The sequence below is a fragment of the Cellvibrio fibrivorans genome, from assembly GCF_031457055.1.
GTDB lineage: Bacteria > Pseudomonadota > Gammaproteobacteria > Pseudomonadales > Cellvibrionaceae > Cellvibrio > Cellvibrio fibrivorans.
The window spans coordinates 15,725-31,127 of record NZ_JAVDVX010000009.1 but is presented as its reverse complement, the minus strand read 5'-3'; the positions used below and the strand labels follow the sequence as shown (position 1 = coordinate 31,127).

Genomic DNA, 15,403 nt, shown 5'->3' with positions numbered 1-15,403 from the left:
TATGCATGTATTTAGTATCCCGTTAAGGGTTTACATCGAAGACACGGATGCTGGTGGCATCGTCTATTACGTCAATTATCTGAAGTACATGGAGCGCAGCCGTACAGAATTTTTGCGCAGTTTGGGCTATCATAAGCCCGCAATTTTGGATGGAGGCATGTTGCTGGTTGTACATTCAGCACAAATTAACTACCGCCGCTCCGCCCGTCTTGATGACCAATTGCAAGTAACTGCACAAATTGAAAAGTTGGCGCGCACCAATGTTGAATTTAAGCAGCAGGTGCTGCGCGGTAGTGAGCTATTGTGCGAAGGGCTAATCCGTATCGCCTGCGTTGATGCCACTTCCATGAAGCCCAGTGCAATTCCCACTGATATGCATCGTCAACTTGATCAATTTTTCCACAGTCAAACCGAAAAGAGTTAATTAATACTATGCCAGAAACCAAGCAAAGCCTGTCGATACTGCACCTCATTCTGGAGGCCAGTTTTTTAGTACAAATGGTCATGCTGATTTTATTTTTGGCATCGGTCATTTCCTGGGTGATGATTTTCCAGCGTGAAATTTATCAGCGAAAGGCCTCAGCGGCGTTCAGCTTCTTTGAAAAACAATTCTGGTCGGGGATTGACCTCAACCAACTCTATCGCCAAGGCAATGGCCGCAATGAAGTCGTTGAGGGAATCGAAAATATTTTTCGCGCGGGCTTCAAAGAATTTACCCGTCTGCGTCAACAAGCTGGTGCCGATTCAGATGCAGTAATGGAAGGTTCCATGCGTGCGATGCGTGTTGCGTTAGCGCGTGAAGAAGAAAAGCTGGAAGAAAATTTACCTTTTCTTGCCAGCGTTGCCTCGGTAAGTCCTTATGTCGGCTTGTTTGGTACTGTGTGGGGCATCATGGTGTCGTTCCTGAATATCGCCAACGCAGGTCAGCCAAGCCTTGCGACTGTTGCTCCAGGTATTGCTGAAGCGCTTATTGCAACCGCAATGGGTTTATTTGCCGCTATTCCAGCGGTACTTGCCTACAACAAGTTTTCGGCGCGCGCTGAAAATCTGTTAAGTAACTATCGTACGTTTGCGGAAGAGTTTTCTGCAATTTTGCATCGTCAGGTTCACAGCAAATAACGCTGTTTTACGTTTATTGAGAAACAGGTTAAAAACATGTCTGGATTTGGACCACCGATCAAAAAGAAACTCAAAGCGGAAATCAATGTGGTACCGCTGATTGATGTCATGTTGGTGTTGTTAATCGTGTTTATGATTGCAGCACCCATGATGACCCAAGGTATCAAAGTAGAATTGCCGCAAGCTGCATCCGAGCCGGTTGAAAGTAAAGAGGATGAACCTATTACTGTTTCAGTAAAAGCTGATGGTGGTTTTTATATCGATTTAGCCGGTGACCCTGAAAAACCGCGCCCGTTGGCAGAGATTAAATCTATTGTCAGTAAAGTTCTGGCAGAAAAGCCCAATACTCTGGTGTTTGTCCAAGGTGACAAAAAAGTCGAGTATGGCGTTATCGTTAATTTAATGGGCGAATTAAAACTGGCAGGAGCTCCCTCTGTTGGCTTGATTACGGAGCCGCCGCGCTAGGTTTTTTATGAAGTTGGAAAAATCGTTTTCACTGCCAACATTATTGAGTGTTTTTTTACACGGTACATTGTTGGTTCTGTTTTTAGGTAATTGGGATTTCCTTAAATCGAAGGAAGAACCTTATAAGCCGCATTATGTGACAGCTACTCTGGTTGACCTTAAACCTAAGGCCAAAGCAGCGCCCCAGCAAACCAAAGAGCAAATATTGGATTCAAAAGCCTACGAAGATTTAAAAAACAACAAAAAACAAGATGAGCAGCGCCGCAAAGAAGCAGAGGCATTAGTGCAAAGCCAAAAAGAGCAGCAAGCTAAAGCTGCGGAGGCTGAAAAACAGAAGCAGCAAAAAATTAAGGATGAACAGGCAAAAGCAGCTAAAGCCAAGGCAGTACAAACAGAAGCGGAAAAAAAGAAAAAAGCTGAGGAAGAAGCCAAACGCAAAGCAGAGGCCTTGAAAAAGACCAAGCGTGAGCAAGAAGCCGAGGAAGAACAGCGCCGTATTCAGGCTGCTCGCCAGGAAGAGGAAAAGCATATAGCTGATTCTAATGACGATGCCAACGTTAAAAGTTACAACGAATTATTATCAGAGCGCGTTGCGCAAAACTGGAGTCGCCCACCATCCGCGCGTGCAGGTATGGTTGCCGTGTTTAATATAGATATGCTCCCGAATGGTCAGGTTATCGGTGTTCAGCTTGCAAAAAGCAGTGGTAATTCTGCGTTTGATAATGCCGCTGAACAGGCGATCAAAAAAGTAGAACGATTTGTTGAAATCAAAGATGTACCTATAGATGTCTTTGAGAGAAATTTCCGTCATTTCCAATTTGCTTTTAATCCAGAGGATTTACGTCAGTGAGATACATAATCAGTGCATTTCTGTTTGTGGTTGCGATTTCTGCAAGCGCCCAGAATATCGTCTTTGTCACCAAGGGTGTTGATAACCCCACCAAGATTGCCGTTGTGCCTTTTGCGTGGACGGGTGGCCGCTTGCCAGAAGATATCGGCAAAATTGTGGGTAATGACTTGGAGTTTTCGGGCCAGTTTGAAGCGACTGACCCGGAGCGTATGTTGGCGTTTCCACGCACTGAGGCAGAAGTGCATTATCGCGATTGGAAAGCGCTGGGCTCCGAATATCTATTGATTGGCTCGATCACTCAACAAGCTGGCCGTTATTATGCGAGCTACGAGTTGTTTGATGTCGTCCAACAAAAACGTGTATTTGCCAAGTTGACGGTTGATGGGACAGAGGCGCAATTGCGCGATATGGCACACCATATCAGCGACAAGGTATACGAAACTATTACTGGCATTCGCGGTATCTTTTCTACCAAGTTGATTTATGTTGAAGCTTTTAAGAAACCGCAAAAATACCGTTTGATGTTGTCAGATATTGATGGTTTTCGTCCGCGTATGCTGTTGGAGTCGCGTTATCCCGTGCTGTCTCCTGTGTGGTCACCCAATGGCCAACGTGTTGCCTATGTATCTTTTGAGGTGGATAACAAACCTGCTATTTATGTTCAGGATATAGCGACGGGGCGGCGCCAGCAGATGACTAATTTCCGCGGTTTGAATGGTGCCCCAGCTTGGTCGCCCGATGGTCAGAAGTTGGCCATGGCGTTATCAAAAGACGGTAATCCCGACATTTATGTAATGAATGTGTTGACGCGTCAATTAACTCGTGTAACTAATCATTTTGCAATTGATCATGAGCCTTCATGGGCTGCTGATGGCGCCTCTTTATTTTTCACCTCGGATCGCGGCGGAAAACCGCAGATTTATCAGGTGCATCTTGCGAGCATGCAACAGGAGCGCGTAACTTTTGATGGTGACTATAATGCGCGTGCGCGTGTATCGCCAGACGGCAAAAGTCTGGTTATGTTGAATAAACGTCCCGGTACAACCCACCATATCGCCGCGCAAGATATAAAATCTGGCAATTTACGCATTTTGTCCGAGACAAATTTGGATGAATCGCCTACTATAGCGCCCAATGGCGCTATGCTGATGTATGCGACTCGTTCTGGTGGTAAGGGAGTGTTGGCAGCCGTGTCTCTTGATGCGCGTGTCAAAATCCTCCAGCCCCCAAAACAAGGTGATGTGCGGGAACCCGCATGGTCGCCATTCTTTAACTAAATCCCCGTAAAACAGATCAAAACTTCATTGGAGTTACACACACATGATCACCAAAGCAATCAAGCAAGGTCTTACTTTGGCTGTTGTTATGTCTTTCCTGGTTGGCTGTTCAAGCAGCGACAATAAAGGCACTGAAACTGCAACTACCGGTACTGCTGTTACCGATACTTCATCTTCAGAAGCTACACTGTCAAACGTTGTTTACTTCGACTTCGATCAATACGCTTTGACTGCTGAAAGCCGCGCTGTTCTGTTGGCTCACGCTGACAAGCTGAAAGGTGCTTCAGTTGCAGTACGTCTGGAAGGTCATGCTGACGAGCGCGGTTCACGCGAGTACAACATGGCTCTGGGCGAAAAACGTGCTAACGCTGTTCGCGATTTCCTCGTGACTCAAGGCGTTAATGGTTCTTCTCTGGAAGTTGTTAGCTTCGGCGAAGAGCAACCAGCTGCTACCGGTAGCGACGAAGCTTCTTGGTCTCAAAACCGTCGCGTAGAAGTTAAGTACTAAGAGTCTAAGCCCGTATGCTTAAAAATCTGCTTGCTGTTGTCTTAATTGCTGCAGCTCCAGTCTTACAGGCGCAAGTACGGGTTATTGAGTCTTCACCCCAGAGCATTCGCTCTGGGGTGGCTCAATCTGATCTGCCTGCCTCTGCTGAATCTGATGTCTATTCCCAAATTCGTGCCCTCCAAGAAGAAGTAGCGCTACTGCGTGGTCTGCTTGAGGAGCAATCCTATGAGCTGAAACAGCTCAAACAATTGCAGCTTGATAATTACATGGATCTCGACCGGCGCTTATCCGGTGGTAGTACGCGTCCTGTAACTAGTACTGCAAGCATAGAAGAAGTGTCCCCTACGACTGCAGTACCTGTAGCAGCTTCTGTTTCTGGTGCCAAGCTGCCTGATTCTGCCAGTGAAAGTGATGTGTACAAGGCTGCTTATGATTTGCTGAATCAAAAAGATTTTGATGGCTCTGTGGCTGCTTTTAAAGAGCATTTAAATCGTTTTCCCAATGGGGATTTTGCCAGTAACAGCCACTATTGGTTGGGCAAAATTGCTATGTTGAAAAAAGATTACCCGCAAGCCAAGAGCTGGTTCACTGAGCTAATTGCAAATTTTCCCAGTGCGGCAAAAGTGCCAGATGCACAGTTAGATTTGGGTAAGGTTTATTTTTTGATGGGCGATAAGGCAAAAGCCAGGTCGTTGTTGTCAGAAGTGGCTGCTGGTAGTAATGATGCAGCACGATTGGCGCAAAAGTTCCTCAGCGATAACTTTTAATTCGATTTAAAGCTGTTGCTCGAAAAAAAAGAAAGGGGCTTCCAATTAAAAGAAGCCCCATAGCGCGTCCAGTATTGGATTCAGTAGCCTTTACGCTACCTCAGCTTCCTGCTGAAAATCCAAGTTCACCTGAGTTAGTCCGATTCATGTTCCATATGTTAAGGTCCTTAAGTATTCCTTTAGGTGTATAGTCGGGCCACCATTAACTCCTTCATTATTCCATATCCTTTGCCGCTAACTCCTTCGGCGACATATTCCCTTGTACTCCTTGTCTTCCCCATTCCTTGGTTATCCATTTCCACTGCTTCCTTAGCATAATCCTTTATGTCCAAGCTCCTTCTCTGGGTGTATCCATTAGTCAATCCTGACCAAGTCAAATTATCGTTGCCTCCTTGTTGTGATCATTATCGTTTAACAGGTATCAATGGCATAGTCGCAAAAAGCTTAATTGTTTGTAGGAAATTGACTACAGTAAAATTCACTTTTCCGCATTTCCGTTGTTTTAATCAGCATAATCGGGGGAGTCTGCTCGGATAACGCATGGACTCATAATTACAGTACACTGCATTGAAAACAGGTTATTTTTATTGAGGTTTTTGCGTTATGTTGTTTTTCCTGAAAAAGAATCAGTTTGTTTGTAAGGTCTGCTGTTTGTGCGTCCTAGTGTTGGCTGGCGCGCAAGTGATGGCCGCAGATGAAATTCACCATACACTGGCCTATGAGCTAAAGTACCGGGCTTCATTAGTCCCTTCAAAGCAGGGCGCTATGGTGACGATTAGCGTCGATAAAGGCGAATTGCTCAAGCACCTGCGGTTTAGTAATAGTCGGGGGATTTATTCCAATATCCGCGCAAATGGCAAATTGACTATCACTGGTAAACAAGTGGATTGGGTATTACCAAAAGAAGGGGCACAGCTCTCGTATTTTGCCCTCCTAACTAATAAGCGCGATACTGGTAAGTTTGATGCCCTTGTCACCGATAGCTGGGCAATATTTCGGGGTGACGATTTAATTCCTGCAATCCATACATTCGAGGCTGCTGGAGCTTATTCGGTAGCATCTTTAGAGATTGTGCTGCCGGAAAAGTGGGGGGGAGTTGAAACAGGTTGGCCAAGAAAAAAGGACAACTTGTTTGCAATAGACAACCCTGACCGCCGCTTTGACCGCCCGACGGGTTGGATGATTGCGGGTGAAATAGGTACGCGCCGAGCCAGTATTTCCAAAACATCGATAGCAATTAGTGCGCCCAAGGGTGAAAAATTCCAACGTATGGATTCGCTCACTTTTTTTAATTTTGTATGGCCGGAAGTTCATTCTGCCTTTAAAAATACACCTAAAAAATTATTAGTGGTCGGTGCTGGTGATCCTATGTGGCGCGGTGGTTTGTCCGCATCCAATTCACTATTCCTGCACTCAGATCGTCCCTTGGTTAGTGAAAATGGTACTAGCCCGCTATTGCACGAATTAACTCATATGGTTACTCGCATTAGTGGTGCTTCTACCGCTAACACCAATGATGATTGGATTGCGGAAGGTCTCGCAGAGTTTTACTCTTTTGAGTTGTTATATCGCGCCGATGGCATGACTAAGTCGCGACGCAGTAAGATTATTAAAAATTTGGCCAAATGGGGCGCTGAGGTAAAACACTTGCGCAAAAGTAAATCTACTGGGCCGGTAACTGCGCGCGCAGTTGTGTTACTGGATGAATTGGACAAAGAAATTCGTAAGCGCAGCAATAATAAATATAGTATTGATGATGTGACACGTGATTTGATGAAAACTCGGAAAGTGTCTTTAGATGATTTGCACAACAGCGTAGAAAAATTAATTGGCCCTAAAATAGATGCTTTGAACTCATCTTTATTAAAATAATTGAATGTTTAGTTGCGAGGCAAAGGCATTGTTAAAAAATGGGCAATGCCTTCTGATGCTGCGCTAATCATAATTCTCATCTTCCCTGTTAAATGCTCCGTGCGATAATAATTCCACCCCACAACAAATTGCGGTCACCTGCGCCTTCTTCAATTTCCGAACTGTGTCCGCGCAATACATAACTGATTCGATAACCTTGTTTGAATGCAAAGGTGTAGCCCGCCCAAGCCTCAACCAACACTGGATTTAATTGATGGTGTTCATAAGTCACGGCGCTATCGCGAAATTGTCCTTGTAAAAACGCATTGTACGCACGTGCTTTAACGGCAACTCCCGCCCAAAAATAACGCTCACTAACGGATTTTGCGTTGCTGGAATAAGATGACTTTTCACCGTAGCTGGCCAGTTCAGGATTAAACGAAGACCATGGGCTATGAATCCTGCCGGTGCGCATACTCAGGCTCCAGCTTGCTTCAGTCAGATAGCCCACAGATGCTTGCACAGTACTTTTTACTTCGATGTTTTCTGAAAAACTATCGAAATATTTTTGCCGGGCAATTACATAACGGCCAGTTAATTCTCCGCTTTCACTAATTTGGTTATCCCAGCCCTGCGCTGTCTTACCGTTAGTACCTTGATGCGCGATATTTTGTAATTCACCAACCAGCCCCAAACCTAACACCCCAACAGTAAGAGTGCTTTTCCAGGCAATGTTATCCACCAAATCCACCTGTTCACGCGAGCTGGATAGATAAACCAGGCTGGCATAGGGGCGATCATCTGCATTAGCTTCACTCACCGTAATATCTTCAGGCGTAAAACCAAACGCACCAATTTCACGGCTAAAGGTTTCCTGGGTGCTTAACGACGAATGTTCAAAACCAATCAAACGATCTATTGCAACCAATGGCTCATTTAAAGCGAGGCTAGCCGCGCGGGCACTTGCACCTGTTTGGGTAAAATTGAGCCCATAGGTGTAATCCTGATCGCGGTGGCCCGGTACCAATACATCGTTATCGAACGCAAAAGCCCAACTGCTAGTAGGTTTGGCTGGTTGGTCTAGCAGGTGCAATAGCGGTTGTTTTTCATCGTCCACCAAGGCTGCGACTTGTAACCATTCAGGCTGTTGTTGCGCGAGATAGGCTTCTTGTCCTGCCCAGGTAACGCTGCTGACGCTAGCCAACAACGCTATAGCAATGGCTTGGGGTGCCAAAGACTTTGTCAGCCAGAGCCGGCTTTTTGAGTAGACATTCCCGTTGGAATTTCTGTGTTTTTCTTGCTGGTGCATAGTGGTAACTCCTTCTTTCGTTGTTACCTGTGTTGTTGTAGGTACTGCATTTTTGGCGCCTTCATAAACATTAAGTGACCAGTCGTCTTTTTTTGATGCAAAAAATAGGCGAACAAGGCCGCCTAAAAAGAGATTGGTAAAATCTCTTTGCGATTAAAACTGACTGGTCATCTTATTTTTATGGAACAAAAAAGCCACAGAGGCGTTTTTGTGAGGAGCGGTAAGGGTTAAGCCTGGGGTTTGGCAAAGAGTTCGGGTAGTACGGTTAAAAATGCATTGAGTGGTTCACGGCATTTGGATGCTTTCATGCGCATCAGTGTCCCTTCCCAGGCGTTGAATAAAAACTCTGCCAAAATCGGGGAGGGGAGCTGGCTTTTCAGACCATCTTTAAGCCGTGCTTCTTCCAATACATCTTCAATTGACTGGGTGCTGTTGCGCAGCATCTGACGAACTTTGATACGTATTGCCTCGCTGGATTCAGACATCTCCTGGCACATATTGCCAAGAAAGCAGCCTCCGTTGAGGTTTTCTTCGCAGCCGCCGATATTGTCTACAAAAAAGCGGGTCAGGCGTTCCTGTGGACAAATACTGCGGTCGCTGAGCAAATGGCGATTCTGAATCATGCGCTCTTCGGTCACTTTCTCCAGCGCTTCAATTGCAAAATCTTCTTTGCTTTTGAAGTAGGTATAGAAAGAACCTTTGGGCACATTGGCCGCATTGACTATGTCCTGAATACTGGTGCCATTGTAGCCGCGGGTGGCCATAACTTTCAGGCCAGCGTCCAGGAGATGATCTTTTTTCAGTTCGCGTTTGCTCATGGTGTAAATATATGACCAGTCGTCTGCTTTTGCAAGCATGAGTTTAGTTTATGTAGTTATAGGGAGTGCGATTTTCGTTATAGCTGGATATAGATAGATCAAGCTTGCACCATTTATGCAGGTCATCTCGACCGTTATTGTTGTTTTTGGATTGATTAGTGCGATTCTTTCAAATGTTTGATCAAGCGTGCTTTCAGTGACGATGGCAGGTTTTTAATCGTCAGCACATCATTTGCTGCATCATACTCGATTTCCCGCCCGAGGCATTCAGAGGCGAAGCTCATACTCAATGAGTCGTTGCGGCCACTGATACGCACGTAGCTGCGGATTTGCCCGGCGTGGGGAATAAATTCGGGCTTGAGATCCGGCTTGCTGTTTTCCACATAGCGTACAAACCGCTCCGGCTCATAACTCTTCACTTCTTCGGCGAGGTTGCTGGAGAGCGCGGCAATCGTAACCGGTTTGCCGGCTTTGTTTTGCTCCAGGCAGTAATCAACTACTTTAGTGCGTGTAATCTTGGCGGTGGTCTCATCCAGTGTCTGGCTGAAGTTATCGACGATCTGCAAAAACTCGGCAGTCTCTTGTTTGATATCCTGCTTGTCAGTAAAGGCGATGAACTGGGTAAAGGCGTCAGCGATATCTTTATCGCTGCGTGAGCGCATCAGCGTCAAATAGGTATTTGAGTCGCCCGAGGTCCAATCATTGAGTTGGATTTTGGCGGCGAGATTAAACCCGCTAGTATCGAGAAAGAGTGAGTCATCCATGGTTAACTCACCATCCAGATAAAGTCCGTTTTGGTGCTCCACCAAATACACATTCAATGTATCGCCGATTTCCAGCTTCTCTTCTACGAAAAATACATAGGCATCCAGCAGTGATTCCGCTTTCTCCAGCGCCTGCTGGAATTGCTGCATTGCCTTGTGGGTAAAGCTGATAAAGCTCAAGCGCTCTTCGTGGTAATCGCGCAACCAGGCAGGCAGGGGGAACTCACCCAACTCATCAGAGAAGCGCCCGTAACTCTTGCCACCTTTGCGTATAAATTGGGTTTTCAATTCATAGGCCAGCTCTTCCAACTTGCCGTCACTGGCAAAGGCCTCATCGCGCAACTGCAATTCAAAGGCGCTGCCGGGCGAGTGACGGTAAATACGGTGTGCAATGATGGACGTTAATGCCATGAATCAGGTCGCTTTATGGAGGGTGATTAAAATTGGGTGGAGCGCAAAAGGCGGCTATTATAGGCGCCAGATTCCATTTGCAAACACCTTATCGGAAAACCCTGCATGAATATTCAACGTTTGAATCCGGCTCCACGCTGGTCGGATGCCACTGTGTATCGCGGTATCGCCCATTTTGTCGAAGTCCCCAACAATACTGATTGCTCGATGGATGAGCAGATTGCACAAATCCTGCTGCAAGCGGAAGCGACCCTGGCTGCGATTGGCAGCGATAAATCCCGCTTGCTCTCTGCCACTATCTACATCACCCATAAAGAAAATGTGCCTGCACTGAATCAAGCCTGGGAGGCGTGGTTGCCGGCCGGTTGTGCACCGTCACGTGCCTGCGTGAAAGTGGAATTGCTCGATCCGGCAATGTTGGTAGAGATTGCATTTGTCGCGGCGGCTGATTAGCACTTCTTGCCGCTCGCATTGGGTAATCCTGACTATACTCCTCCTATTGTTTGGCCTTCGCAGGAGTAATCTATGGCAACCCCAATCGACCAATATTTAAATATTCTTGCTAAAAAAGACGGATCGGATTTATATCTGAGTACCGGTGCGCCACCCTGCGCAAAATTTCAGGGGGTTTTAAAACCGCTTGCCACAGATCCCTTTAAGCCGGGTGAGATTGAAGCAATTGCCAATGCAATTATGGATGAAGAGCAGCGTGCGGCATTTGCGCACGAATTGGAAATGAATTTGGCCATTTCAATCCACGGTGTTGGCCGTTTTCGTATCAACATTTTTAAACAGCGCAATGAAGTGGCGATAGTTGCGCGCAATATCAAAACCGATATTCCACAATTTGATGCCCTGGGTCTGCCTGAAGTTTTAAAAGATGTGATCATGACCAAGCGTGGCCTTGTGTTATTCGTCGGTGGCACCGGCTCGGGTAAATCCACATCGCTTGCAGCTTTGATTGATCATCGCAATTCATCCAGCGGCGGTCACATTATTACCATTGAAGATCCGGTTGAGTTCGTACACAAACATAAACGCAGTGTGATTAACCAGCGCGAAGTGGGTGTCGATACCCGAAGTTATAAAGCAGCATTAAAAAATACCTTGCGCCAGGCGCCGGATGTGATTTTAATCGGCGAGATTCGCGATCGCGAGACCATGGAGCACGCATTGGAATTTGCGGAGACCGGACACTTGGCCATCTCGACACTGCATGCCAACAATTCAAATCAGGCGCTGGAGCGGATTATCAATCTATTTCCGGAAGAGCGCCGCCCGCAATTGTTAATGGGCTTGTCACAAAATTTACGCGCGTTTGTATCGCAGAGATTATTGCCTACGGTTGATGGAAAACGTTGCGCTGCAGTAGAAGTATTACTCGGCACTAAAACCATTCAGGAATTAATTTTAAAAAGCCGTCTCACCGAAATTAAAGAGATTATGGAGAAATCTGAAAATCTCGGCATGCAAACATTTGATGGTGCAATTTTCAAATTGTATATGGCAGGTAAGGTGAGTTTTGATGATGCTATAGCTAATGCAGATTCGCCCAATAATTTACGCCTGCGGATAAAACTGGCCACCGATGGTGTGGTTGTCCCTAAAGCAGAAGCTGTTACGGCAGTTGCACCGCAAGCGCAGCCAAAAACTCCTCCGACCAGTTTTGGCGAGTTGAGTTTGCAAAAAATAGATGACGATGATGAAAATGTGTAGCCGTAACAACCGCTACGCAAAAAACTATGGCAGTGAAAATGACGGTTAGCGTATGACGGTAAAGAGTGTTGAGCAATTATTAAAACCTCATTCAATTGCGGTTATAGGTGCTTCTAATCAGCTCAATCGCCCGGGCAATGCGGTAATGCGTAATTTGTTGCAAGGGCAGTTTGATGGGCCGATCATGCCGGTTACACCGCACTATAAATCAGTGAATGGAGTCCTGGCTTATCGTTCAATTGATGAATTGCCGATTGTTCCCGATCTCGCGATTATTTGTACGCGCGCAACCCGTGTGCCAGCAATTATTTTGCAGTTGGGCAGAAAGGGCACGCGCAATGCGATTGTCATTGCCGCGGGGTTAGACAATTTATTTACCGCGCAAGGCACTAACCTTCAAGAGCAAATGCTCGCTATTGCCAAAGAGTGGGGCGTGAGGATTCTCGGGCCTGATTCACTTGGAATTATTATTCCGGAATTAGGGTTGAATGCGAGCTATGCGCACATCAATGCATTGCCGGGAAAAATTGCCGTTGTTTCACAATCCTCCGCCGTGTGCGTGACTTTATTGGATTGGGCGCGCCGTCGCCGTATTGGTTTTTCGCAATTTATTTCGCTCGGCGAAGGTGTCGATACCGATTTTGATGAGATCCTCGATTACCTCGGGCGCGATGCAAAAACTTCGGCGATATTATTGTATATCGATGCAATCCACGATGGCCGCGCATTTATGTCTGCTGCTCGCGCCGCATCTTTCAATAAACCCATTCTGGTCATTAAGGCGGGAATTTATTCTGAAAGCAGTGCGCTCACCTCGCGCTTAGCTGCAGAAAAAATTGGTAACGATGCCGTTTACGATGCAGCCTTCCGTCGTGCCGGTATGCTGCGGGTGGGCGACTTGCGTGAGTTGCTCGCGGCGGTAGAAACACTTGCCAATGGCAAACCCATTTATAGCGAGCAATTGGTGATTATTGCCAATGGCAATGGTCCCAGCGCTATGGCAGTGGATGCATTGTTGCAGCGCGGTGGACGGCTCGCATCTCTGGATGAAAAAGTTGTACAGCAATTAAAACCGCTAATTCACTCGGGTGGCCGTGCGACTAATCCAATTAATGTGTTGGGTGATGCATCGCCTGAAACCTATCAGCAAGTCTTGCAAGTATTATTGCAGAGCAACAGTGTCGATAATATTTTGATTATGCAAGCCCCCTCGGCTTTAACACCGGGCGAAGTCTATGCTGACGCAGTGATCAATACCTATAAAAATTATGCTGGGCGTAAACCGAATATATTTGCTAATTGGATGGGTGAAGATGCGGCGCAAAATGCGCGCCTGCGTTTTGCCGATGCGAGCATCGCTTCTTTCCGTACTCCCGAAGGTGCAGTCGGCGCGTTTATGCATATGGTTCAATATCGCCGCAACCAAAAATTATTATCCGAAACACCTGATTCGATTAGCGATAAGGTTCCCTATCAGCCGCAACAAGCGCAGGCGATTATTGCACGGGCTCTCGTTGAAGAGCGCAACCAATTAACATCTGCAGAGGCAATTGCATTACTCAATGATTATGGAATTAACACTTTTGCTGAAATAGAAAATGCACCTGCGACTGTAACCCATTCACAGCGCAAGGGGGCACATCCATTGCGTATCCAGGTGCAAATCGACCCGGTGTTTGGCCCGGTCATTTTATTGGGGGAGGCGGCGAGCCACTGGAGTGTGCGGCGCAACGCGGTCGTTGCATTGCCACCATTAAATATGGCGCTGGCGCGCTATATGGTGATACAGGCGCTCGCCGAAGGAAAAATTCGCGAGCGCGAATTGTATGTGCCGCTCGATATGCCGGCGCTCTGTTTATTATTAACCCAAATCAGCCAGATAGTGATTGATCATCCGTCGCTGCGCAATTTATTAATCAACCCGGCATTGGTTGCAGGGGATGAAATTCGCGTATTGGATGTGAGTGTGGAAATCAGTTCAAGCAAAAATACTTATCCACTGGCGATCAGGCCTTACCCAAAAGAATTGGAGGAACCATTTATTTTGCGCAATCAGCGCCAGGTATTATTGCGTCCGATTCGCCCCGAAGATGAATTAAATTTACAAGCCTTTGATAATTCGCAGAGTAAAGAAGATAGGTACAAACGATATTTTGCCGAGTTGCCGCAATTTTCCCACGAACAAATGGCGCGCTTAACGCAAATTGATTACGCACGTGAAATGGCATTCATTGCAGTGGCGCACAATAACCAGAGACAAGAAGAAATTCTGGGCGTGGTGCGGGTACAAATAGATCCTGATAATACCCAGGCCGAATTCGCGATGGCGGTGCGCAGTGAATTAAAAGGGATTGGTTTAGGCGCGCGGTTATTGCAGAAAATGATTGATTACTGCCGCAGCCAGGGCACGCAAGAAATTGTTGGGTGCACCATGCTTGAAAATTCCGGCATGGCCAATTTAGCGCGCAAGCTGGGTTTTACGGTGAAGTACAATCGCGAAGATGGATTAATCGATATGACCCTGGCATTGTAATTGCCATGCCGTATTTACAGTTTTGCCAGGGCTTTTATGTGCGCAACTGCGCAACGTCCTAGTCCTAATAAATCATAACCCCCTTCCAGCGTGGATACGATTCCCTTGCACTGCTGCTCGGCTGCAAGTTGTTTGCTCTCATCCATAAGGATTCGCAATTTTTGCGTGATCCAGAAATAATCCTGCTCCACCAAACTGATCGACGACATGTCGTCATCAATATAGGCATCAAAACCTGCCGATATTAAGATCAACTGCGGTTTGAATTTTTCCAGTGCTGGAAACCAATGCTCGCTGATTGCCGCGCGAAATCCTTCACTGCGGCAGGTGGCTGGCAGAGGCGTATTAATGATATGCGCGGGTACATCGTCAATATTGGTGTTGGGGTAAAACGGATGTTGAAAACTGGAGCAAAATAAAACGCGTGGGTCATTTAAAAAAATATCCTGTGTGCCATTGCCATGGTGAACATCAAAATCAACTATGGCAACACGTTCCAATCCATAAATTGCCAGAGCATGTGCTGCGGCAATCGCAACATTATTAAAAATGCAAAAGCCCATTGCGCGTGCGCGTTCCGCATGGTGACCAGGTGGGCGGACATTGCAAAATACTGCATCGGTTTCTCCTCGCATCACCATATCAACCCCCATAACCGCTGCGCCGGCAGCATGGCGCGCAGCGCGCAATGTGTGTGGCGATAAATACACATCATCCGCAAAAAAATAAATTCCTTCGCTGGGCGTGGCGCGAGTAATCGCATGCAAGTGTTCAAGTGAGTGCACCCGCAATAATTGTTCATCAGTTGCGGCGGGTGCTTCACGTTGATATAGCAAACCATCAATACCATTGGCCATGAGTTGATTATTGATAGCGTCTATCCGTTCCGGGCGCTCGGGGTGGCCAGCTGGCATATGATGTTGGTGGCAGCTGGGGTGGCTAATCAATGTGGCAATCATAGTAGTTAGCTAGTCCTTAACTTTGTGACATAAAAAAGGAACCTGAAGGTTCCTTT

The 15,403-nt window shown here is 46.6% G+C and carries 15 protein-coding genes; 11 read left to right on the top strand and 4 right to left on the bottom strand.

All coding sequences use genetic code 11. The features are described from left to right. Position 1: 1 nt before the first annotated feature. From ybgC to J2X05_RS19485, 8 genes are all read left to right on the top strand, one after another. Positions 2 to 424, top strand: coding sequence for a tol-pal system-associated acyl-CoA thioesterase (gene ybgC, locus J2X05_RS19520; RefSeq protein WP_310075770.1), 423 nt, complete (start codon positions 2 to 4; stop codon positions 422 to 424). A gap of 8 nt (positions 425 to 432) precedes the next feature. Then, the gene (tolQ, locus tag J2X05_RS19515; RefSeq protein WP_310075768.1) at positions 433 to 1,119 is read left to right on the top strand and encodes a protein TolQ; all 687 of its coding nucleotides are present in this window, start codon (positions 433 to 435) and stop codon (positions 1,117 to 1,119) included. Between the two features lie 36 nt (positions 1,120 to 1,155). Beyond that, positions 1,156 to 1,584: a protein TolR gene (gene tolR / locus J2X05_RS19510; protein ID WP_310075767.1), complete on the top strand. Its 429-nt coding sequence runs from the start codon at positions 1,156 to 1,158 to the stop codon at positions 1,582 to 1,584. A gap of 7 nt (positions 1,585 to 1,591) precedes the next feature. Then, positions 1,592 to 2,434, top strand: coding sequence for a cell envelope integrity protein TolA (gene tolA / locus J2X05_RS19505; protein ID WP_310075766.1), 843 nt, complete (start codon positions 1,592 to 1,594; stop codon positions 2,432 to 2,434). Next, a complete protein-coding gene (tolB, locus tag J2X05_RS19500) occupies positions 2,431 to 3,711 on the top strand; it encodes a Tol-Pal system beta propeller repeat protein TolB (RefSeq protein ID WP_310075764.1) in 1,281 nt (426 codons plus the stop codon). The genes tolA and tolB overlap by 4 nt, the downstream gene beginning before the upstream one ends. Positions 3,712 to 3,754: 43 nt before the next feature. Next, complete coding sequence (pal, locus tag J2X05_RS19495) at positions 3,755 to 4,219, top strand: peptidoglycan-associated lipoprotein Pal (protein ID WP_310075762.1); 465 nt, start codon at positions 3,755 to 3,757, stop codon at positions 4,217 to 4,219. A 14-nt stretch (positions 4,220 to 4,233) separates the two neighbouring features. Continuing rightward, entirely contained in the window at positions 4,234 to 4,986 is a 753-nt protein-coding gene (locus J2X05_RS19490; protein ID WP_310075760.1) for a YbgF trimerization domain-containing protein, read from the top strand. Positions 4,987 to 5,670: 684 nt separating this feature from the next. Further along, a complete protein-coding gene (locus J2X05_RS19485) occupies positions 5,671 to 6,858 on the top strand; it encodes a hypothetical protein (protein ID WP_310075757.1) in 1,188 nt (395 codons plus the stop codon). Positions 6,859 to 6,946: 88 nt separating this feature from the next. On the opposite strand, the gene J2X05_RS19480 is transcribed toward J2X05_RS19485, so the two are convergent. The 3 genes from J2X05_RS19480 to J2X05_RS19470 all read right to left on the bottom strand — a co-directional run bounded on the left by J2X05_RS19480 (position 6,947) and on the right by J2X05_RS19470 (position 10,139). Beyond that, positions 6,947 to 8,146 carry a lipid A-modifier LpxR family protein gene (locus tag J2X05_RS19480; RefSeq protein ID WP_310075756.1) on the bottom strand — a complete coding sequence of 400 codons (1,200 nt, stop codon included), beginning with the start codon at positions 8,144 to 8,146 and terminating at the stop codon, positions 6,947 to 6,949. A gap of 227 nt (positions 8,147 to 8,373) precedes the next feature. Then, on the bottom strand, positions 8,374 to 8,964 hold the full coding sequence (locus tag J2X05_RS19475; RefSeq protein WP_310075755.1) for a TetR/AcrR family transcriptional regulator: 591 nt from the start codon (positions 8,962 to 8,964) through the stop codon (positions 8,374 to 8,376). A gap of 155 nt (positions 8,965 to 9,119) precedes the next feature. Further along, on the bottom strand, positions 9,120 to 10,139 hold the full coding sequence (locus J2X05_RS19470) for a nucleoid-associated protein (protein WP_310075753.1): 1,020 nt from the start codon (positions 10,137 to 10,139) through the stop codon (positions 9,120 to 9,122). A gap of 105 nt (positions 10,140 to 10,244) precedes the next feature. Between J2X05_RS19470 and J2X05_RS19465 the strand changes: the two genes are divergently transcribed. From J2X05_RS19465 to J2X05_RS19455, 3 genes are all read left to right on the top strand, one after another. Further along, entirely contained in the window at positions 10,245 to 10,592 is a 348-nt protein-coding gene (locus J2X05_RS19465; protein ID WP_310075751.1) for a RidA family protein, read from the top strand. Between the two features lie 72 nt (positions 10,593 to 10,664). Beyond that, complete coding sequence (locus J2X05_RS19460) at positions 10,665 to 11,855, top strand: PilT/PilU family type 4a pilus ATPase (protein ID WP_310075749.1); 1,191 nt, start codon at positions 10,665 to 10,667, stop codon at positions 11,853 to 11,855. 52 nt (positions 11,856 to 11,907) lie between these two features. Beyond that, positions 11,908 to 14,388 carry a bifunctional acetate--CoA ligase family protein/GNAT family N-acetyltransferase gene (locus tag J2X05_RS19455; RefSeq protein ID WP_310075748.1) on the top strand — a complete coding sequence of 827 codons (2,481 nt, stop codon included), beginning with the start codon at positions 11,908 to 11,910 and terminating at the stop codon, positions 14,386 to 14,388. A 14-nt stretch (positions 14,389 to 14,402) separates the two neighbouring features. Here J2X05_RS19455 and J2X05_RS19450 read toward each other — a convergent pair whose 3' ends face one another. Further along, positions 14,403 to 15,347 (bottom strand): histone deacetylase family protein, encoded by a 945-nt coding sequence (locus J2X05_RS19450; protein ID WP_310075747.1) that lies wholly within the window; start codon positions 15,345 to 15,347, stop codon positions 14,403 to 14,405. Positions 15,348 to 15,403 lie beyond the last annotated feature (56 nt).

What these genes read in the sequence shown, in the direction of transcription:
- J2X05_RS19480 (WP_310075756.1), bottom strand. Translation starts at nt 8,146, where the DNA reads ATGCACCAGCAAGAAAAACACAGAAATTCCAACGGGAATGTCTACTCA.
- J2X05_RS19455 (WP_310075748.1), top strand. Translation starts at nt 11,908, where the DNA reads ATGACGGTAAAGAGTGTTGAGCAATTATTAAAACCTCATTCAATTGCG.
- J2X05_RS19460 (WP_310075749.1), top strand. Translation starts at nt 10,665, where the DNA reads ATGGCAACCCCAATCGACCAATATTTAAATATTCTTGCTAAAAAAGAC.
- ybgC (WP_310075770.1), top strand. Translation starts at nt 2, where the DNA reads ATGCATGTATTTAGTATCCCGTTAAGGGTTTACATCGAAGACACGGAT.
- J2X05_RS19490 (WP_310075760.1), top strand. Translation starts at nt 4,234, where the DNA reads ATGCTTAAAAATCTGCTTGCTGTTGTCTTAATTGCTGCAGCTCCAGTC.
- pal (WP_310075762.1), top strand. Translation starts at nt 3,755, where the DNA reads ATGATCACCAAAGCAATCAAGCAAGGTCTTACTTTGGCTGTTGTTATG.
- J2X05_RS19465 (WP_310075751.1), top strand. Translation starts at nt 10,245, where the DNA reads ATGAATATTCAACGTTTGAATCCGGCTCCACGCTGGTCGGATGCCACT.
- J2X05_RS19470 (WP_310075753.1), bottom strand. Translation starts at nt 10,139, where the DNA reads ATGGCATTAACGTCCATCATTGCACACCGTATTTACCGTCACTCGCCC.
- tolQ (WP_310075768.1), top strand. Translation starts at nt 433, where the DNA reads ATGCCAGAAACCAAGCAAAGCCTGTCGATACTGCACCTCATTCTGGAG.
- J2X05_RS19450 (WP_310075747.1), bottom strand. Translation starts at nt 15,347, where the DNA reads ATGATTGCCACATTGATTAGCCACCCCAGCTGCCACCAACATCATATG.
- tolA (WP_310075766.1), top strand. Translation starts at nt 1,592, where the DNA reads ATGAAGTTGGAAAAATCGTTTTCACTGCCAACATTATTGAGTGTTTTT.
- tolR (WP_310075767.1), top strand. Translation starts at nt 1,156, where the DNA reads ATGTCTGGATTTGGACCACCGATCAAAAAGAAACTCAAAGCGGAAATC.
- J2X05_RS19475 (WP_310075755.1), bottom strand. Translation starts at nt 8,964, where the DNA reads ATGAGCAAACGCGAACTGAAAAAAGATCATCTCCTGGACGCTGGCCTG.
- J2X05_RS19485 (WP_310075757.1), top strand. Translation starts at nt 5,671, where the DNA reads ATGGCCGCAGATGAAATTCACCATACACTGGCCTATGAGCTAAAGTAC.